Source organism: Enterovibrio paralichthyis (assembly GCF_019209835.1).
Lineage (GTDB): Bacteria > Pseudomonadota > Gammaproteobacteria > Enterobacterales > Vibrionaceae > Enterovibrio > Enterovibrio paralichthyis.
The window spans coordinates 1-19,787 of sequence record NZ_JAHUTS010000036.1; the positions used below are offsets into that span (position 1 = coordinate 1).

Here is a 19,787-nt window from a genome sequence, read left to right on the forward strand (position 1 = left end):
TAGGCCATTTTATCTATTTTTTATTGGCGGAATTAGGCCATATTGTCTATATTTTAATAAGGGGAAGTTAACGAACCCGACCATTAAGCCCGACAGGGCAACTACCCGAAAGGATGATGATTATGAACGTGACCGACGCAATGAACCTCCTCAATATTTCCGGCACTGTGACCCAGGCAGAGATTAAGAAGGCTTACAAAGCCGCTTCAATCCGCTTTCATCCTGACCGTAATCCGGCAGGCGCGGAAATGATGAAGGCGATTAACGCCGCTTATGATTATCTCAAAGGGTTAGGCGATAGCGTCACCATGCAAGCCGATGCCAAAGCATACGACTTTGGCGAAGAATTGAGCCAGGTATTAAACCAGCTTTTGGAGCTTAACGGCATCACGATAGAGATATGCGGGAATTGGATTTGGGTGACAGGTGACACCAAGCCACACGCAAAACGCTTAGGCCGTAAAGAAGGCGGGATCGGTTGCTACTTTTCCAAGAAGAAAACAGCCTGGTATTACCGCCCGGACGAATACAAAAGCCGCAGCCGCTCATCAATGAGTCTTGATGAAATCCGAGTTGCACACGGCAGCGAAGTTTATCGCGGTGAAGGTCGCCGCAAACTGTCAGCAGCGTGAGGCCGGACTGATGAAAGTGAACGGCAAAGACATCAATACAACGGGCAGCAGTACCGCCCTTGATGCGGTACTCAATAACCATTTTAACGTCGCCCATGAATGCAAAAATGGCGTCTGTGGTGCTTGTCGCTGTAAAGCCAGCGGCAAAGCAAAGCAGGTTAAAGACGCAATCGGCTATCACGGCAAAGGTGAGATCTTGCTTTGCACTGTGGCTGCATCTTCTGACATTGACGTGAGTATCATTGAATGAATATCGAGCAGACCAAAGAGCAGATCAAAGACATCGCCGCCGCCCTGGGGGGCGGTTGGCGTTATCACGAACTGGCTACCCTGGAAAAAAAGACCCGAGGCCATGTGTTAAGTAATGGTGCAGGGCTTTATATCGAAGTGTTCAGCGCGTACCGGGAGCCGTTGCCACAATTCCAGCTTTGCTACCGCGATCCAAAATATAAACACTATCCAAGCGTGATCACTATCGGCTGTAGTCTCACCAAGCCACTAAGCGCGATAGTGGCGGATCTGAAAAATCGCCTTTTGTCACACTCCGGCGAGGTTTACCAAAAGCTGGAACAAAAAACGCTAGAGTACAGCAAAGCCGAGAAGCGTCGAGAGCTTGAACGCTTGCAGGTCGAAGCGTTCGGGCGGGTCGCTAGAGTGGTGAAAGTTGATGAACATAGCCGTTTTTATTACTGGCGGGATGAAAAAGACAATTCATTGTCCCGCATGGATTACCGCGATGATGTGGATAGTTGGGATTTGGACTTATACCGACTGAAAGCAGACACCGTGATCAAAATACTGGCACTGATAGAGCAGGAGAGAAGCGCATGAGGCTTCAAAAAAGACCGCAAAAACTTGCCGTTGGTGACGTGTTTATCCTGGTGTGTCCCTATTCAAAAGAGGACGGCAAGCCAGGCATTAAATATGCCCGTTATGAGGTAAGGAGTATTCGCCGCAAGCGTGGAAGCGTCACCCGTTCTGGGTCAACGGCTGCGCCTCAATTCGTGAACCTTTGCATGGTGGAGAGTTACACGAAAGACACCAAAACCGGGCGCTGGAAAAATAACATCCCAGATTGGTGCTTAATGCAGTTTCCCTTAACGGATGAATTTTTGCCGTTCGGCCTTGCTACCACCAAAGAGCGGGCATTACGGCTGGCATTATATGAACAAAAAGACGAGTTAAAGGAACTGAAAAGCCTGATCAAAGAACGTCCACAGGGTGAACGTTTGCAAGTGTTGAACGATGAAAAAGCAGAATGCGAGATCCACCTTTTACACATGCAATCACAATTAAAAAGATTGGTTACACGAAGGAAAAACGATGCTTGAGATTAGCGAAACGGCGCTCAGTCCAGCCAAAGGCTGGCAAGCGCCCACCACGAAAGAAGTTGCCGCTGTGCTCGAAGCCATAGAGAAAAAGCACGGTGAGGTTGATAGCTTGCTAGGGATTGGCGGTCGCACCGTGCGCCGTTGGCGCGTCGGTGCTAACGACGACCAATCCGCCATACCTTATAGCTGTTGGGTAGTGGTGGTCTGGTTAGCAACCGGAACCGTCATTATCGACCCGGTGAAATTGCCCCAGGTACAAAAAGCCGAGATCGCAGCCTTGCCGCAATGCTGCGCGGCGGCGGATTGGCAAAGCCCACCTGCTGAGGTGGTCACTCAGTTTATCGGGAAAACCAGCATCACCAAACTGACCCGCAAGGAAATTGCAGCGCGGTTTAAATGGTCATCCGAGAATTTCAGCAAACAGATTGCAGGCCAAAAATTGAACTTTATTCACTGGTGCTGCTTGATGTTGCTATGCGGCATTAAACCGACATTTATTTATAAATCGCCGGGCAATGTTATACACAATCACGACAGAGCAGGGGGTTAAGGCTCGGTAGCTTATGTGCATAACATTGCCCTGAACCGAGGTTTAAATTTGCAGATCTGCAAAAGGCGAGTTTGGATGATTGGTCATAAATTGATATTTGCTATCAATACCCAACTATGAAAATTTAAGAAATCGTGGTGCGGTTTACGCACATTACGTTAAATAGGGGGTTTGAAAGTTGTTTCGGCAACTACCTTTATTGAAAGGCTTATTTTTCTCAGTTTACTGAGAGGAAAAACGGCATTAATCGGCAGTTGATTTTTAAAAAGCCCTGGTTACTTTTTGACCGCTTTTTGAAAATACGCAGTACAGCCAAAATTCACCATAAAAGCGTTATTAGTTCACTTTTTTAAAAGGGGTATTCTATGAAAAAATTACTGGTCATTTTTTCAGCGCTGGCGATCTCGGCTTGTGCGAGTAATCAATTGTCTTTGCAAGTCGCCACCGCCTCACATTTTGATAATGTGGTCGCGTCGGATGTGGCTCTTTCCAATATTGATCGGGGCGTTTTGACCGTCACCTGGAATGCAGAAGTCAACGGCAAGCAGTATTACTGCGAAGCTGACGACATGGTTAAACGCTCAAGCTGTAAAGAGATATAAGCCTCGATGTCAGACGGGAGGGGGGAAAGCCAGTTATGCACATGAGCTACTGAGCTTTACCTCACTTGCTCCGTCGCGATTGTGTATAACTTGCTGAACCCCCGACCTAAAAAAAGCGCCGAAAGGCGTTTTTTTTGTTCCTTAAAAACGGCTCTGAGTGTAGCTGTGGTTTCTTGCCTTGTAGCGGAGCGGTTACGGCCTGTAGCAAGCCCATTCACTGCTGTAGCAGTGGTTTTAGGACTTGTAGCAGGCCAACTGCAAAGGCTTTTAGGCGAAATGGCGGAATTCCAGACATTAGCTAGAATTAGAGGGGTAGGAGAAAGATAGGCAGGAACCGCAATTTGTCTGACAACTGCTATCGCAGTAGACAAATTGCTGTTCCTGGCCTCCGGCGGTGCTGCGCAGCATCGTTAAAGCCTTTGGGCTCTAACTCTTGATTCCACACCCTGCGCGAAACTCGCCCGGATGAATCCGCCCCGCCGCTTCGCGGTGGCTAACGCCATTTCTTGCCAGAGCAAAAGGAGCGAAAAGCATGGAGCAAAAGAACCAACGAAGAACTTACAGACTTGGTGAGGTTGAGGCGCTTTTCGATGACGCCTATTCGCAAGCCAGGGAGCAAAACCCGACACTCAAAGAGTCGGCTTTTTTGCGGTGGTGCATCCGGCAGGCACTCACTGAATCGGGGCAAGCTATTTCCCCGGAACGGGCAAAAGAGGCCGTTGAAGTGTTAAACGGTATGAAAAGAGAGCTTGCCAAAATTGGCGGAAATTTTAACCAAGTTGCACACTATTTTAATATTCACGATCACTTGGTAGAGAGTGAATTAAGGGCAAACCATTTAGACATTCAGCGCACATTAAAAACCACTACTAAAACGATAGAGGGGCTAATTAATGAGTTACGAAGATCTATTTATTAGGAAGGGAATCCGAGATAAGAATTATCGTTTCTCGAATCAAAGCTACACCTCAGCACTTGCCAATAACAACCGCCGCGAACTGGTCTTTAAAGTTGCGTCTGATATTAAAAATGTTAACCCCAATTCTCCGGCACAGTCGATTGAGTACATAACCCGTGACACTCCCAATCATGATGATGATGAATTTATCGAACCGGAAAATGAATTGGGTCAAAAATTAGACCGTGAAGAAGCGCGGGAATTGGCGCAAAACTGGAAAGATGAATTCAGCCATGAAACCCGAAAAAACGCACGGGTCATGACGCACTATGTGTTGTCGATAGATGAAAAGCTGGCGGATAAAAAACTGCGCGACTTTGAGGCCGCGACCCGCGATTTTTTAAGAGAGCGTTTTGGTGATGACGGTTATCGGTATGCGTTCGTGATCCATAACGACACCGAGCGCACTCACGCGCACATCATGGTAAATAACTTTAACCGGGAGCGTGACCGCAAATTAAGGATGGATAAGCAGTGGTTTTTTGAAACCCGGTTAATGGCAAAAGAGCATTTGCAGCAGCACGGCTTTGAATATGAAGCGACGTTGAGAAAAGACCGCAAGCACTTAGACCGGATGCGCCTTGATACGGAAAACGAATTGAAGGCGGTCAATAACTGGTTTGATGCCAAGCTGAAATCGGTCAGCGAGAACGACAAGCACTTTGAGTTAATCCTTACCCATCGAAAAGCACTCAGAAAAGCAAGACAGGCTTTTGAGGCAGCGCCTCACAGTCAGGAAGAAGCGGCAAACTTTCGGGCGAGTCTCCAACAAACCCGCGCCGCCATGCTCGATTATGATCAGTATGCGAACCGCACAGAGGCGAATTATCAGGTGGCTGATGTGTTGAAGCGTTCGGGTATTACTGCCAAGCAATTAAAAGACTCCAAAGACCATTCTCGGATTGCTGCGTTGACGGATAGAGATATTCAGCAAACAGCGCGTGACCTGGTGCGATCTGAAATTGCCGTTGAACTGAGTTCAGGTTTTGAAACCGGGGAGCGGAAAAAGCTGTTATCCGATATTAAAGAGCGGCAGAAAACCATCGGTAAGCACACGGATATTGATTTTGGTGAAATGAAAAAGCAGATGTTACGCACCAAAACCATGTCGCCAGAATATGCCAAATACAGCGGTATTTTGCGAAAAGAGGAAAAGGTCATCAAAGCGGTTAAGTTTGACGGCGCTAACGCTGAAAAACAACTTTACCGGCTTTTTGATGAAACCCATAAAGCAAAGGATTTGCCCGTCAATGAAAAAGCGTTGGTCGATGAAAGGGTGCGCCATATTCTGACTGCCTATGAACAAAAAGGCGTGGACGTTAAACAACTGGAAACCCGGTGGCAGGCACAGCGCCACCTCAAAGATGAAATTGCAGATCTGCAAATTTCCCTGAAAGAGAGTCGCCTTAATCCAGAACTGGCACAAAAGCGGGTTATTGCTGCCAGGGAGAAAATCAAAGACGTTGCCCTGTCACGTAAAGACCAAATCCAAATGGGGCGCGGATTGGATGACCGACAAGCCACCATCGACAAAATCACGTTTAGTGGACGCGATAAGGTGTCTGGGTCGCTGCAACGGCAGCTTAATAACATCAATCAAGTGGATGTTAAACGGGCGGCTGGTAAAGAGAAGGAAGCCGACAGACAGCTATTTGCAATCGGTAAGAGCTACCTTCACCTGAAAGCTGATGCCGTCAGTTTGACGGCTGATCAAAAAGCCACGTTAGCGCCTGACTTTGCCCGGATGGAAAAAGCGTTGACCAAGCGGGGGGTTAATATTACCCACCTGATGAAACAGCGTAATGTATCCCACGGCATAACACGCAATGTCACGACCATGAAGGAGATTAACCAAATGGACAGATCCCGAGTCGAAGATTTGAGCAAGGTGATCACGCTTGCCAAAGACACGCAAAAAGAGATTAACCGCAGTGACTTTAATCCCAACCAGAAACGGCAGACCCGCAGCACAATTCGTGATCAGGTAAATCAGGCCAGTGATAAACTGGAATTGCGCCGGGTCGAGTTTGAGCAGAATTTAAAACAGATGCGTGAACTGAGTGATAAAGCCGTTTCGCTTTCCAAGCAGCAAGACCAAAGCCCTATGGCGGTGATGCATCGCCGCCGTGAACTTGAAAGCCTTGATAGGGATTTCGACAAGCTGGCAAAACGGGTCAGAGCAGATTTACCCCTGGCGGGTTCAGCATCGCAGCAACTCAATGTGAGACGTAACATTGAGCAGATGGAAAAAGCGTTTGGACAAAATAGAGGATGGTCACGGTGAGTTGGCAAAGCAAAGCAGTTTCCGGCGTGATAAAGCATGAATTCCCTTGTTCACAATGTGGCAAGGGGGTTTATCGCGTCGATAAATGTGCCCCCGTTTTACATACCGCCCCGAAGCAGTGGGCACATCGTTGTTCGCACTGTAAACACCAGACTCACTTAACAGCGCCCTTTCCGCTTCTTGAGTATGGCGGTAAGTTGTTTTTACTCTCAGAACACGCCATTTTTGAGCAGTCCGTTTTTACCATTCCCGATGTTCCCCCGGATGCCAAGCCATAAAAAACCGCCTCGCGGCGGTTAATTGTATGTCCAAGGAAACCGTTTCCGGTCTATCTCGTTGGCATATTGCCTCAGACCTGACATAAATCCGCGCTGATAAGCGTCATGTTGCCAGGTTCCCTCTTGATAGGGATTGTCTTTGAGTCGCCCCCGGTAGCCGTCATTGTGGCCTGATGCTTCAATATTCTCGTACAGTGCATTGATGTTCTCGGCCTCCTTGCCGCTTTTTATGATCATTCTAACCCCCGGCAAATTTTGATGGTTTTGATACACCCCGCATGATGGTCATCGCGCCTTTTGCAGACAGGTACGCTGATCCGGCTGATGCGGTCATCGCGCCGCCCATATCCGACGCAACACCGCCTGTTATTTCATACGTCAATTCAATGGATTTCATCAAAAGGTAAGTGCCGATAACGCCACAGAGCAGCAAAAGCGCATAATAAAAGCCAAAGAGATCGGTGCTTTCCATCGCCTGTTCCATCGCGTCAGCGCCGCCGCCCAAGGCGTTTTTCTCTATCAATGCCCTCAGTGCTATTTCAGACAGCACAGACGAGATATAGATGATTAACGTTGCCACAACGACAACCAGGCCATATTTCGCCAACGCTTGCACCCACTGTTTCAAGCTACCGCGCATCACCTTAAATGCTGATAGTTGAATGATGACAGTGCCGAGCATAAACAGCACAGTGAGCGCGAATTTTGAATACATGACGATGATTAAAAACATGCAGTATTGCAGGCCAAAGACCAGCATCAACAACCCCGCACAGGCGATACTCATTATGTCTGTCCAATCCGCCGCCGCGATCAGCGCCCAACACAAATCGAAAATCAGAACAAAGGTGTGGTTGACTGCCTGAAAGGTTGTTTGGTTGGTGTATTCACCTTGCGTGAAAAAGGCCGCTAGTCTGTCCGGTACGGTTAACACGGGTTCCGCGATAAAGTGGTAATAGTTTTCTGGGTAGGTGAGCGGGATAGCGATCAGAATCCAAACCACGGTTATGATCAGTTGTTCGAGGTTGCCTTGTATTTTCCCGAACATAAACAAGATGCCGTAGACAATCATAGAGACGACCAACAAGGTCGCCATTAAATAGAAAAGCGCGTCATTCAATGACGCGACTTTTCCCTCAATGGCAAGCCCTATCACTTCATTAAAGTAGTAAATCAGGGCGTCACCCACGGTTGGCATTTCATCAACACTTCGCATGTTTAACCCCCTTCTTATTCAAATGGATTGGTGTTACCAAAGGGATTAAACAAGCCTTCATTGCCGTTGGGTTGATACCCGCCCCGGCCTGAGTCCCTGTCGTCGAGACGATCATAGAGCGACTTAAACACGTCAGACCGATTGCCTATATTGGCGGCGTCCGTGTCGTAGTTCACCAGGGAGTAACTGCGGTTCATATCTGCCAGCAATTCAATGATGGTTTGCAGGTTGGCATTCATCTTTAACAAAATGGCGTTTTGAACGTCCGTTGCGTCTTTTTGGGTTTCCGCTGTGTTCGCCCAATTCGCCAGTTCATCCAAATCGTCCAGTTGTAACCCAATCATGGCGTTGGCCTTTTCCGCATTCACCAACGTTTTTTCCAGTTGTTTTGCGCGGAATGCGTTTTGTGCCTGCCTTACCCCGACCCAATTTGAGGAAAAGTCGGCGGGTTCTTCTTCATCCCCAACCAGGCGGTTGAGTTCATCCATTGAGCGACCAATCGGGCGCATCACGTTTGTGACCTTGCGCCCCGCCTTGTCGAGATAATCGGTGATATCGTCATCATCGCGGATTATTCCCTCACCAAAAGCAAGCGGGTCATCTTCGGCGTACTTCTTCAAACGGTCAAATTCCGCCAGGGCGCGTTGGGCGCGGCGGTAAGTGCCCTCTAGATTCCGTTTTACGCCAAAGACAAAATCCTTGGTTTCGACCACGGGCTGTAGCGTTTCCCTGGCGGTGTCCAGTGCATCCTGAGCCACCGCGATTTGATCGGCATAATAGGCGTAAGCGCCGGGGTCACTCACAATGTCACCCACGCCCATGACGGCGTGAGTGTGAATGGGAATCGTGACAGCAAGGAGGGTTATAGCGGTGAGTTTTCGCATGGCTGGTACTCCCTTAAATGTTTATATAAAACATTTATATTTTATACCATGCTGGCTTTTTAGACAAAAAAAACACCTCTTTCTGAGGCGTTTCTCTGTTGGCTATCCGGCCTGTTGTTCTGTGAACTGCATGTCGCGTTTTGCGTCTAAAAGACTTTCCAGCACGGAAATGATTTCCTCAATCTCTGTGCTGTTTCCGTCAGTTAGCGCCACCTCGACGATGCGGCGGTCATCGTTTGAGTGGCTGAGGTGATAACCCTGATTGATGGTCATTCTTACTCCTTTCACCTTTGTGTCACTTGTCGGGTTATTGAGAGTAAGTATAGTAATATGCTGATATTTTAGGCAGAAAAAGAGGCAGGGCGTTAACTGTCTTCTTTATCAATCAAGAAGTCGTCAATGTCTGCGCCTTCATCCAGTAAGCGTTGAAGAACGATTGGAGTACGTCCTACACCTGCCCAGGAATGCCATTCCCCGTTAGCAGGGTCTTGATAACGGTATTTTGCCGGACGGACAAATTTAGGCTCTTTAGCGGAAAAATAGACCTCGATTAAATCATCTTCGGTAATGCCATTTTCCGCCAGTAACGCTTCAATGCGCTGCCGCTTTTCTTTGGTTTCATCAAGAATGTCGCGCTTGCTTTCTAAAACGCTTTGCAATTTAGAAAGCAGGCTTTCCAACTCTTTTGGCGTCCAATCTTTCAACGCGATTTCAAGTTTTCTGCGATTATTCTCAATCACTGTCTTATGTTTTGGATGTTGAGCCATATTAAAGTCTAATTCATTCATTAATTTCGGCCTCAATTATCTGATTATTATACGCACCCGCAAGACCTTTCATGTTTGTATCTTGGAACCACCATGTTTTTTTGGCTTTGATCGGATGCTTTTTGTGACCCTGTACCGTCATCACAAGATCGTTCTTTCCTAGGTTGAGCAAATCTTGTGCCGTGATCAGTGCATGGCCTTCTTTTGATTCAGATGTTGTGCCGGATAAATCCAAGTCCTTGCGTGAACTACTGTGTTTTTTCCGGGTATGTTTACCGATGGTGTTTGACAGTTTTTCAGCGGCCTTGTCGTCGTTTTGGGTAAAGATGACGTTATATGCGCAGGTGTCCATCATGCGCGTTAAAGCGTCCACGCCAGCTTTACCATAAAGCGCCTGTAACTGTTGCACTGATTGTGCAACAAACATAAAGCGCAGCTTGTAAGAGCGCCCTACTTCTGGCGCATTCACTACCGCAGGCATTTTGCCAAGGCGCGGGAATTCATCTAACAGGAAGTATACAGGCTGGACGATGCTTGCCTCCGGCTCAGAGAGCATTTCCCCCACCAGATAAATGGACATCATCCTGATCATCGGTGCGATTCTATCCATGTCCCGTGCAGGAACGCAAAGGTACAGCGTGAAGGGCGTTGGTTGGCGAAAATCTTTGTAATCAAAGTCACAGCGCATGAAGTGTTTACGCACAGACGGACGCGCAAACGGCGTGATCGCCTGTTTAAATGTGGTCGCCGTGTTGGAGAATTCGCGGCTGTCTTTGTTGATGATACCAAAGCCGATTTTTTCCATGATGTCGGGAATGATACTGCGCTCGTTTTCCATTACGTGCATGACTGCCATTTGCATGTCACCGGAGCACAGCGATACGTCATACACCCCAGGTAATGAGGCTTCATCCGTATCGTATTCGCGGTTTTTAACCAGAAGGTAAAGCGCCCAGAACACAAACACTTCTTTGGCTTCACCGTTAAAGTGTTTGGTGGTGTCGTCCACATCGACAGTCGGCCATAGCACCTCAGCGAGACGGTCAATGTAATCAATGGCTGAGTCCATATCTTGCGGCAAACAGCGGTTTGAAAGCGGATTGAAACCCAGTGAATCGGGATGGTCGATAGTGGGGGCAAAGATACCGACACGACCAAAGCTGGCGCGATAGGCGCTGGTTTTGTTCCACAACTCCCCTTTCACGTCATTCACAAACATGGAATAGGAGCAACTAAACAGGGTCGGAATGATAACCGCCGCAGTTTTCCCGGTGTTAGGCGGTGCGATCAATAAGGTGGAGAGGTTTTCATCACTGCGAAGGTATTTACCCGCCGCCCTGCCATAGATAGCACCCTTATCAGCGTGCATCCCCATTTCTTTAATGTCGCTTTTGGTTGCGATTCTGGCGTTGCCATACTCGCCGTCAACCCGGCTTGTTACAACCAGTGCAACTGTGGTTAAGGTAAAGAACACCGCCGCCGGGGTGAGATACAAAATTTGCAGATCTGCAAAAAATGGCAGGTAACGGATCGGGGATAGTGGATTGCGAAAAGCGGTGGAGTCCACAAACAGCGTGAGACACACTATCCAGGTTAACCAGGTGAGCGCCACGGCTAACAGTGTGTTAAATACAACCTTGTACCACTTGAATTCAAATTCCCATTCCATCGTTCACCCCCTTATTTAGCTAACGTAAATTCAGCGTTAAAAACCTTTTTGCCGTCCTGAAAGGTTTTGGTGATCATGACAAACACGTCTATTGCTTCGCAGGCATACGCCTCGATGTCGCGTTTATCTGCCCTGGCTCCGGCCATTTGCGCGTTACCGCTCATGCGGTTGATTGCTTCGGCGGGTGAGCTTGCGTGAATCGTTGAAATTGACCCGCTGTGACCGGAGTTCGCCAGGTTTAAAAATGCCAATGTGTTTTGGGTGTCGATCTCCCCGAGCAAAATACGGCTCGGGTTCATGCGCATCATGGAGTTGATGAAGTCTTTAAATTCCAACCCGGCGAGATCGGTTCCGGTTTTGGAGTTGGTGAAATTGACCGTGTTGTGGTGTGGGATTTTCAGTTCGCGGGTATCTTCCAGGGTGATGATTCTTTCCTCCATCGGGATATGTTGGATCATGGCATTCATCAACGTGGTTTTCCCGGTTCCGGTTCCGGCACAAATCAAAATGGTTTTGCCGTCTCTGATCATGCGCTGTAACGCCTTCGCTTCCGGTTCACTCATAAAGGCTTCCATCGGATAGTCTTTGCCTTTACTGACCCGGATAGCCATTGCCACGCCGCTTTCTACCATGTTTCCCATACAAAGCTGGATGCGGTGTCCATACTGCGGCAACCGCCCGGCGTAGATTGGTGTTTTGGTGTTGAACAGTTGATTGGCGTCGGCGGCAAGCGCCGCGCCGAGGTGTTCAATATTGGTCAGGCTGAATGCCTTGTCCTTGATAAATTCCCAGGTTCCATCGTCACGTTCTAGCCCCACCTCACCGGGTCGGTTAACCACGATTTCGGTGATGTCAGAGCGTTTAAGGTATGGCGCTAAAAGCGCCATTGTCTTAGTCAGTACCGCGTTTGCTTTCATCCCTGCCCCCTTAGTGGAATTGAATGTAAGGGGCTTCGGTCATGTAGCTATTGTCCACACGACGCCAGATGTTTTGGGTCATCGTCCAATTGATTACCCATTGCATTTTGGTGTGCCTGTCCGTGCCACACTCGCCGTCACCACCCCAACCGCCAGCCGAGAAGCTAGCGCCGGGGTATTTTTGTAACAGCGTTGATTTGTATGCGTTCAGGTCAGGCATTGTCTTTGAACAATCACTACCCGAGCCAGTTGCGCGCTTGGTTTGCGCCAGCACGTAAGGGACATAGGAGGCATAAGGTGAACAGTTTTTGAGTACCAATCCGGTGTCTTTTGGGGTGTTCAAAATGGTTTTGGCGTACTGGCGGGAGCGCTTGTAAGCATCTTCATGTGAGATACCGCAACCGGATGTGGTGATGGTGTGTGAGAAAGATTGTGCAGTATCACGCGAACACGCATTAATGTAGAACTTATCGTTGTTGTAGAAGTAGTAATCGCGTGAGCGGTAATAGCTTGCCCCGCCTGCTAAATCATGCTCATAGCGCGGGTTCTCGCAAAACTCTTTTTGCACTTCAATTTCGCCGGATGTAGCGCGGCAATCACTGACAAAATGCACTTCTCCAAACGCATCATTCCATGCTTTGCGCATGAAAATCACCACCTTGTTTGTCCCTGGTACAAGTTGCGGCATACAGCTTTCTTGCGTGTCAGCTATTGGGTAGGTTTCTTCGGTGTCCACGCACTCGGTGTATTCTTCTATGCTGCCATTATCTGCCTCGTAGATGTACTTTTTGCGGATGGTGGCTTTGCTGTCGGTCAGGTTGATCCCGGCCTCACAGTTGCCAATAACGAGTGATAAATCGTGGTACACGTCCGGTGAGGTGGTGCAGTTACTCAGGTAGCTTTTTTCACCCGCTTCATTGATGTAGTAGCGCAGGCCGCGAAACAGTTTCATGTTTTTGTAATCCGGCAGCGCATTACAGCCCTGGGCGTCAATGTCTTTTTGCAGCGCGTATTCTTCCCCGGTGCTTTGACAGGTGTATTCTCTCAGGCGGGTTTTGCCGTCTGGATGAATAGTCACCTCCCTTTTGCGCTCATAGGCTTTACTGTCTGCGATCACCATTAACGGTTCGCACCGTTCGACAATCACTTTTAAGTCACGGGTGGTGTCATTACTGGTGGTGCACTGAGTCAGATCGTAACGTTTGCCCTCGACTTGGGTGTATTGCACGTAAGCAGGCATAAAGAGTCTTTCCGGCTCCACAATAACGCCCTGGGAGATAGGACAAGCCTCAAAGTCTTTAACGACCTTGTATGCGATTGCATCTTCTTGTGACCACTCACATTCTGAAATGTCATAACGTGACCCATTGATGAAGGCATAGAGCTTGTAGCCTTTGACATATTCCCCGGTGCTTTCATTGAGTTTGACCGTACACCCCGCCTCAAAGTCTTTGCGGATTGGGTATTGTTCGCCTGCCTGCTCACATGGGGTTGCTTCCACAATGTCGCCCGTTTCGGTTGACGTTTTAATGGTGCGCTCTTGCTCATACACCACCATGCCCGAGAGATCGACGCGCATCGGGCATTCTTGCACGTTGGAAATGATAGGGTCGGTATTGACTTCGACATCCTCAAACGCCGGATTTTCGGAACTGTCGCCACCGACGCCAGAATCCGATAAGTAACCTGACCCACCGCCCATGCTGCCAGAACCGCCGTTGGTGTTGCTGTCCTCAGCGTTCAGCATGGATTTGCTGTTGTCGATGTCGATTTCTTCTTTGGCTTGTGCGAGTAAGCGGTTGTAGGCGTCCACGATTTCCGCGCCGTCACCGACTGCCACCAGTTTTTGACCCGCATTGACCCCCTGGCTTTCTTCGCTCAGTTTTACCTTACTGGTCAGCGGCACATTAAAGGTTTCTGACAGTTTGGTTCCCTTAATCTCCTTTGATATGGAGTGCCACTCGATTTCCACAACACGGGTCTTTTCGTCATACGAAAAGTCAGCCAGGATTTCAGCGTCACGCAAACCGAGTTCAATTGCTTGCGGTGACAGGTTGGTGAGGTTGGCACTGATGGTTTCCGGGTGTTTGGTTTCAAACGCTGTCAGCGTTTTCACGTTTACAAAGTCGTCTGCGGCCTTGACCACTAATGCGGTCATTGCCAGGGCGATAAAAGCTATGATCCGTTTCATCGTGTTACTCCTTTGTTGGGGCGAAAAGACCGCCAGTTTTGCCAATGTCTTTTAGCCAAATGTCGGTGGTTGGAATGATTTTGATGCGCGTCCCGGCTGGTACAATGGAGAACGGTTTGATGTTCAAACCCTCATTGAGCATTGCAGCGGTGACTTGCCCGATGTCCGTGCCGTAGCTTTGGATCACTGAGTTGGTGACAGTGGTTCCTTCGGTTGGCACAGAGACTTGTGCAATCGCAGATATGGTGGAGGTAAGCAGCGCCCCGCCGTACTTATCCCAATTGCGGTTATCGACTATCCCCTCGATTCCGGTTGCGCCGATACGGTCTGCGGTGTAACCGTCAGTGAGCTTGATGTTTACGCCGTCAGGTCGGATGATGCGCGACCAGGCAATATTGAAACGTTCGTCGCCCACCTTCTTTAATGTCCCGTGCTTGCCAACGGCGACCGACCCGGCAGGGATCAGGATTTTACGCCCGTGATAGCCGTAAACATTCCGTTCGATTTGGCATGTTGCCCGGCCTTCTAACTGGCTGTTAATTTGGTCTTTCAAGACGCAATCAATGTAGCGGTCAGACGTGATCACACGGTCTAAATCCACCGGGTAGGTGGTTTCGTCTTTGTCGAGTTCGTGGGCGGAAAAGTCCTTGTCTTTTGGCGCTGGCAAACGCTCACGTTTGGCGACAATAACAGGCATGTTTTCGGGGTGCTTCCAATCCGGAGACCCGCGACGTTTGGCGTTTATCTGTGCGCGGCGCATAGCAATTAATTCAGCCTGACTCGGGGCGGCTGGATAAACGAAGGTGTTCGCCGGGGTAAGGGTGTCGGTACTGGTGCGTTGTGGTGGTGGCGCTTTTGGGGCTTGATATTGCCCCATCGCGTAGCTTTCCGTTTGGCTTTGTTCGGTGTAGGGCGATAAAGTGCCGAGCGCTGGCTCGGATGATTCCCCACTGTCAAATTCATCACGTTCAGATGACAGTAAAAAAATATCGTCTCTCGGCAAGGTCATGTAATCGACGGGAACGTGACCGTTAACGACTGCCATTTCTTTTGTCGGCGCGGCTTCCCTGGCGTTGGCAATCAGCACAACCCCGCCAATTACCGCCCCGGTAAATACCGCCCCGCCGAGCACGGCAAGCGCGATTTTTGCGCCTGATGCTTGCAAGGTGAAATCCATCACAGACCCCCTGTAGTGTCTGTGGCGACGGTATCAATCACCTCATTCATGCTGCTGTCATTCGACGGCAACTGAATCATGCGCTCAATGCAAATCCATTTTTCACCCAGGCGCAACGTCCAGCGGTTGGCGACCCCTTCGACACGCAAGGTGGCTTTATTGGCGCTGGCATTGGTTGGCACGTCCGAACCGTCAGCGACCCGGTAGACGGCAGGCATGGAGTTAACCGCCGAGGTGGTATTGTGCCTTGCAAAGCGGAAATAGGTAAAAGTGCTGTCATCGTAGACCATGAAAGGCCGGATGCTTTCATCACCGCCAATGATGCGATAACCGAAATCGAGGTTGTCAGGATTAAAGGCCACGGTTTCCAAGTAGTCATCTTGCATGTTCTCTTTTACCGCTTTGACGTTGACCGCTTCCATTTCCTCTTGTGCGCGGGTTTCCGCTTCTTCGATAGCTTTAGCGCGGCGCTCTTTGGCTTCGAGCTTTTGGCGCAAGTGTTCATCGGTGATGTAGATTTTCAGGGTCGGGTCATACGGTGAGTCCCAGGTATCGCCCCTCACGTAGAACGTGTAAATGTTGCCACTGGAACCGATGATGTTAAGCACGGTGTCAGCCCCTGGCATGTTGACATCCACCGACCCGGTACGGGGCAGGTTTTCATCCAGCGGGTCTGAGTTGGTCTTAAATGCAAAATTGATTTCATCCCCGAGCTTGTGTGATTGGATGGAATCGCCCTCCGGTAACACAATCATGGTTCCCATGAATTCCCGCGCCCTGATTTTGTAGGTCACGTTATCGGCATAAGGCATTTTGAGCGTGTTCGCGGTGGCCTTGGATTTATCAAACACCGCTTGAGTGGCGTTCAACGTGGTGATCACCATTTCCTGATTGGTGCGGTCAGCGTTCAGATCTTCAATGCCCCCGGCACTTTGTTTGTCTGCCACTATCTTGACCCCGCCACCCATTACGCCGCCGTCAGCAGCAAGCACGGACAGCGGAAGGATTGAGATAATCAAAAGTGCAATTCGTGTCATGGTTTCCCCCTTACACTCGGTTGATGCGGTAATTCACAACCTCAATCCCTGCCAGGTTGAGGTAGCGGTCTGAATAGCTCACGTACTTGTCAGATTTGACGTACTCGATAACAGCGACCCAACGCTGTGTAGGGAGTTTTTTTCCGCGCACGGTATCGGTGGTTTCAAATTCGATGCGGTGAACGAACTGTCCGGGGTTGGACGAGGAAATGGGATAATCGGTGATGATGTCGATTGCGCGGGTAACGTCTTTTTGAAATACCAATGAATCTGGGTTGGTTTTCTTATCTATCAGGCGGTAAAACTCCTGATACACCTTGTTTGAGGATGCGAGTTTTACGCGCTTGTAACGGTCTTTTTCGTCAATATGATTAACGACTTCGCGGTTTAGCACGTATTCACGCAAGGTGTGAGAGCGCACTAAAGCGACCTGATCGGTGTCGCGGTTGTTGTGTTCAATCCTGACGATATGACGGGCGGCGGTGTCCACCTGGTAAAATATCGCTTCGACCTTTTGTTTTTGTGCGTAGAGCATCGCGGTATAACCGCCAAGCACCAACAAAGAAATCAGAAAAAGCACACACACCACGCTTAACGCGATAATGGCTGTCTTTGACGTGTTCCACACATCAAACGGCAAACCTTCGCTGTTGTCGTTTTCAATCTTCATTAACTCCACCCTTTTTGCTCGGTTGCGATTTCAAACCATTGCGCATCATTGGTTGGGGTTGTCAGTTGCTCACCGTTATAAAAACAGGCGCAAGGGCTGTTTTTGGTGTCGATATTTTCATGCGGTGCGTTGACACAACCGGACAGCAGCGTGATGAAAAACAGAAAGGTAATTTTTTGCATAACAAGACCCCCGATGATTTATAAATAACATTTAAAATATAAACCATATCGGGGATCTGTCTAGTTTTTAGGCAGGCTTTGTCGGGGGTTTTTACGTGTTCATCAGGTACAGCATTCGCCAGTGATCAGGGTGTTGTTTTTTGAGGGTGCGCATACGGTCTACCGCCGTCGCCCCACTGGAAAAACAGTTGAGGTAATTGGAATGCGGGGTGGTTAATGTGGAGAGATCCACATTCAACACCACACTTTCCCCACTGTGGCGGCGCTTAAACAGCACTTCCCGGCTGTGCGGTTTAGTGGTTTTGACCCACTCATATTCACGGTCAGTCAGGCCGAGTAAATCTATGTAATCTTCCGGTGTGGCGTTGGGTTCGGGGTAGATCAGCAAATTTGCCATTGATTCGATGATCTCACGCCCACCACTGCCCGGCAGGGTGTTTAATGCCCTGGCATTCTGGAACGCCAGGATTAACACGCCGAGCAGCTTTCTGATCTCTTTGGCGTACTGCAAGGCTTTATTAAGGAAAATCGGGTCTTTGAAATAGCGCTGTGCTTCATCAAAGAACACGATATTAGGGGTCGGGGTGGTGGTGAGCCTGGTGATGATTTGATTAAACATCAAATCGGTCACAGCGGGTAATACCTCGCTCATGCTCGGGTCGAGAATGAGTGTGGCGTCAAACGTGGTGATGGTGTCTTTAAAGTCAAACCCGTTGCGGCTGGCATTAAAGAACGCGCCATATTTCCCCTCGGGGAGCCAGGGCGCAAGGCGGTTTCTCAGTTCGTCACCTTTTCGGCCGAATATATCTTCCAACTCGGTTAAGTTGCGGTGCTCTTTAGGCAGGTCATAATTCATTTTGACCGCCTTTGCTATCTGGTCTTTGTAGGCGGTTTCACTGTCGGTCACTTTCAGTCTGTCGGTCAGCCAGCTATCCAGAAAGCGACGGTTTGCGGGGGTGTCATCCAGCAGCAGCGGATTAATATCTACCTTTTCCGCAAAATCAAAATATGTCCCGCCAAACATGTTGGTGTAAACCTCCAACCCATGCAGGCTGTCAAAGCAAAACTGCTTAATATCCTCAAACGATTTGGACTGTTGCAAGAGAAAGGCTATCAGGGTCGTTTTACCCGAGTTTGTACCACCAAACACAGCGGTGTGGCCGAGCGGTTCACCGTCTGTCTGTGGGGTGTTATGGAAGGTAAACGCATACTGACTGCGTTGCACTGTGGGAAACATAGTCACAGGTCGGGAACCGAAACGGCAAGTGTCGTAACCCTCACCTATTGAATTGAATGTCGCATAGTGGGCGATGTTCTCAGAGGTGATCGGGCGGCTGCGCAAGTTGAAATGCTGCATGGTTGGAAAGCGCGACCAAAACAGCGCTTCAATGTTGACCGATTCACGGTAAATCAGCGCTTCACCACGCTCAAGACGGTTTTTGATAGCGTCGGTGTCATCATCCAGCTTATCCAAATCATCGCTCAAGACTTCCACACAAAAGTAGTGATCCGCCAGGGTGAATTCTTGGTTGCTGTAGCGGTTGCTCAGGTCTTTTATTTCCGCCTGTATGTCGTCATCGTCTTTGGAAAAGTTAGCGTAATGCGTTTTGGTTGCTTGCAAGAGGCGTTGCCCCCTGCGTTGGCTCATGCCATGAAATGACTGATAGACGATAAACTCAACGGGCAAAGAAAAGATGCCCTCCAATGTGCTTTGCTGTGGTTCGCCGGGATAGTCTTTGATGGATAACCAGGCGCTATATACCGCCTCATTGCCAAAGCCATAGACGCAGTAATTTTTGTTTTTAGGAAAGGAAAGGCGTTGATTAGCGAGGCAGTCGTTAAAGTTCTTTCCGTGCGCGTGAGTGGTGCGCCCATTAAGTAACGTCGCCCAAAACGTTTTTAGCTCTGATCCGGTCAGTTGGGTGGCGTTGTAATCCGCCATGCGGGAAATGAACTCCTGACAGGTTTTGTTGATTTCATCCTCTAAATCGACATCGTAATGATGATCGAGCACTTTACCAACGGCCTGTTTAAACCCGCCCTTTTTACTGGTGACTACCAGGTAATGCGTGGTGCGGAAAACCTCTTTGAAGTTATCCAGCCACACGCTGTTAATCGCCTCGGAAATGTTGTCTGTCGCATTGCCAATCTGGTTGTTCACTGGCACTTTCCGTTTCACTGAAATGACATCAATACTCAGAAAGTCACTTTCTTTTTCCAGCAAGGCTTTACGTTCCCGGTACGCCAAATCATACAGATCTTGTGACATACCGGAGTAATCGCGCCCCACCACTTTGACAACCGCAACTTTTGAACCGTCTTTGCAGACAATCACGTTATCGTTTTTCATGAACATCAGAGGCAGCATTTCAGCGACTTGTTTGTTGCTTTTGATTCGCTCGTACAGCGCTTTTTTATATGACATCGGTTCCCTCCTTTTTG

The 19,787-nt window shown here is 49.0% G+C and carries 21 protein-coding genes; 8 read left to right on the top strand and 13 right to left on the bottom strand.

Annotation, left to right across the window (positions count from 1 at the left end; all coding sequences use genetic code 11):
* The first annotated feature begins 122 nt into the window (after positions 1 to 122).
* The 8 genes from KU854_RS23050 (at position 123) to KU854_RS23085 (ending at position 6,357) form a co-directional block, all read left to right on the top strand.
* Complete coding sequence (locus tag KU854_RS23050; RefSeq protein ID WP_218360622.1) at positions 123 to 632, top strand: J domain-containing protein; 510 nt, start codon at positions 123 to 125, stop codon at positions 630 to 632.
* Between the two features lie 10 nt (positions 633 to 642).
* Positions 643 to 882 (top strand): 2Fe-2S iron-sulfur cluster-binding protein, encoded by a 240-nt coding sequence (locus KU854_RS23055; RefSeq protein ID WP_218360623.1) that lies wholly within the window; start codon positions 643 to 645, stop codon positions 880 to 882.
* Entirely contained in the window at positions 879 to 1,463 is a 585-nt protein-coding gene (locus tag KU854_RS23060) for a hypothetical protein (protein ID WP_218360624.1), read from the top strand. The genes KU854_RS23055 and KU854_RS23060 overlap by 4 nt, the downstream gene beginning before the upstream one ends.
* Positions 1,460 to 1,963, top strand: coding sequence for a hypothetical protein (locus tag KU854_RS23065; RefSeq protein ID WP_218360625.1), 504 nt, complete (start codon positions 1,460 to 1,462; stop codon positions 1,961 to 1,963). Before KU854_RS23060 ends, KU854_RS23065 begins: the two co-directional genes overlap by 4 nt.
* A complete protein-coding gene (locus tag KU854_RS23070) occupies positions 1,956 to 2,513 on the top strand; it encodes a hypothetical protein (RefSeq protein ID WP_218360626.1) in 558 nt (185 codons plus the stop codon). Before KU854_RS23065 ends, KU854_RS23070 begins: the two co-directional genes overlap by 8 nt.
* Positions 2,514 to 2,878: 365 nt before the next feature.
* A complete protein-coding gene (locus tag KU854_RS23075; RefSeq protein ID WP_218360627.1) occupies positions 2,879 to 3,115 on the top strand; it encodes a hypothetical protein in 237 nt (78 codons plus the stop codon).
* A 532-nt stretch (positions 3,116 to 3,647) separates the two neighbouring features.
* Positions 3,648 to 4,034 (top strand): plasmid mobilization relaxosome protein MobC, encoded by a 387-nt coding sequence (gene mobC / locus KU854_RS23080; RefSeq protein ID WP_218360628.1) that lies wholly within the window; start codon positions 3,648 to 3,650, stop codon positions 4,032 to 4,034.
* Positions 4,009 to 6,357, top strand: coding sequence for a relaxase/mobilization nuclease domain-containing protein (locus KU854_RS23085; RefSeq protein ID WP_218360629.1), 2,349 nt, complete (start codon positions 4,009 to 4,011; stop codon positions 6,355 to 6,357). The genes mobC and KU854_RS23085 overlap by 26 nt, the downstream gene beginning before the upstream one ends.
* 296 nt (positions 6,358 to 6,653) lie before the next feature.
* Here KU854_RS23085 and KU854_RS23090 read toward each other — a convergent pair whose 3' ends face one another.
* The 13 genes from KU854_RS23090 to KU854_RS23150 form a co-directional block, all read right to left on the bottom strand.
* Positions 6,654 to 6,872 (bottom strand): hypothetical protein, encoded by a 219-nt coding sequence (locus KU854_RS23090; protein ID WP_218360630.1) that lies wholly within the window; start codon positions 6,870 to 6,872, stop codon positions 6,654 to 6,656.
* Position 6,873: 1 nt separating this feature from the next.
* Complete coding sequence (locus KU854_RS23095) at positions 6,874 to 7,851, bottom strand: type IV secretion system protein (protein WP_218360631.1); 978 nt, start codon at positions 7,849 to 7,851, stop codon at positions 6,874 to 6,876.
* Between the two features lie 14 nt (positions 7,852 to 7,865).
* The gene (locus KU854_RS23100) at positions 7,866 to 8,735 is read right to left on the bottom strand and encodes a type IV secretion system protein (protein WP_218360632.1); all 870 of its coding nucleotides are present in this window, start codon (positions 8,733 to 8,735) and stop codon (positions 7,866 to 7,868) included.
* Positions 8,736 to 8,837: 102 nt separating this feature from the next.
* Positions 8,838 to 9,008 (bottom strand): hypothetical protein, encoded by a 171-nt coding sequence (locus tag KU854_RS23105; RefSeq protein WP_218360633.1) that lies wholly within the window; start codon positions 9,006 to 9,008, stop codon positions 8,838 to 8,840.
* A gap of 92 nt (positions 9,009 to 9,100) precedes the next feature.
* A complete protein-coding gene (locus KU854_RS23110; protein WP_218360634.1) occupies positions 9,101 to 9,523 on the bottom strand; it encodes an H-NS histone family protein in 423 nt (140 codons plus the stop codon).
* On the bottom strand, positions 9,516 to 11,171 hold the full coding sequence (locus KU854_RS23115) for a type IV secretory system conjugative DNA transfer family protein (protein WP_218360635.1): 1,656 nt from the start codon (positions 11,169 to 11,171) through the stop codon (positions 9,516 to 9,518). The genes KU854_RS23110 and KU854_RS23115 overlap by 8 nt, the downstream gene beginning before the upstream one ends.
* 11 nt (positions 11,172 to 11,182) lie before the next feature.
* Complete coding sequence (locus KU854_RS23120) at positions 11,183 to 12,088, bottom strand: ATPase, T2SS/T4P/T4SS family (RefSeq protein ID WP_218360636.1); 906 nt, start codon at positions 12,086 to 12,088, stop codon at positions 11,183 to 11,185.
* Positions 12,089 to 12,098: 10 nt separating this feature from the next.
* Positions 12,099 to 14,279 (bottom strand): hypothetical protein, encoded by a 2,181-nt coding sequence (locus KU854_RS23125; protein ID WP_218360637.1) that lies wholly within the window; start codon positions 14,277 to 14,279, stop codon positions 12,099 to 12,101.
* Between the two features lie 4 nt (positions 14,280 to 14,283).
* Positions 14,284 to 15,456 (bottom strand): TraB/TrbI/VirB10 family type IV secretion system protein, encoded by a 1,173-nt coding sequence (locus KU854_RS23130; protein ID WP_218360638.1) that lies wholly within the window; start codon positions 15,454 to 15,456, stop codon positions 14,284 to 14,286.
* The gene (locus KU854_RS23135; protein ID WP_218360639.1) at positions 15,456 to 16,493 is read right to left on the bottom strand and encodes a TrbG/VirB9 family P-type conjugative transfer protein; all 1,038 of its coding nucleotides are present in this window, start codon (positions 16,491 to 16,493) and stop codon (positions 15,456 to 15,458) included. Before KU854_RS23135 ends, KU854_RS23130 begins: the two co-directional genes overlap by 1 nt.
* Positions 16,494 to 16,503: 10 nt before the next feature.
* Complete coding sequence (locus KU854_RS23140; protein WP_218360640.1) at positions 16,504 to 17,163, bottom strand: VirB8 family type IV secretion system protein; 660 nt, start codon at positions 17,161 to 17,163, stop codon at positions 16,504 to 16,506.
* Positions 17,163 to 17,345, bottom strand: coding sequence for a hypothetical protein (locus KU854_RS23145; RefSeq protein WP_218360641.1), 183 nt, complete (start codon positions 17,343 to 17,345; stop codon positions 17,163 to 17,165). The genes KU854_RS23140 and KU854_RS23145 overlap by 1 nt, the downstream gene beginning before the upstream one ends.
* 91 nt (positions 17,346 to 17,436) lie before the next feature.
* Positions 17,437 to 19,770: a VirB4 family type IV secretion/conjugal transfer ATPase gene (locus tag KU854_RS23150; protein ID WP_218360642.1), complete on the bottom strand. Its 2,334-nt coding sequence runs from the start codon at positions 19,768 to 19,770 to the stop codon at positions 17,437 to 17,439.
* Positions 19,771 to 19,787: the final 17 nt, after the last annotated feature.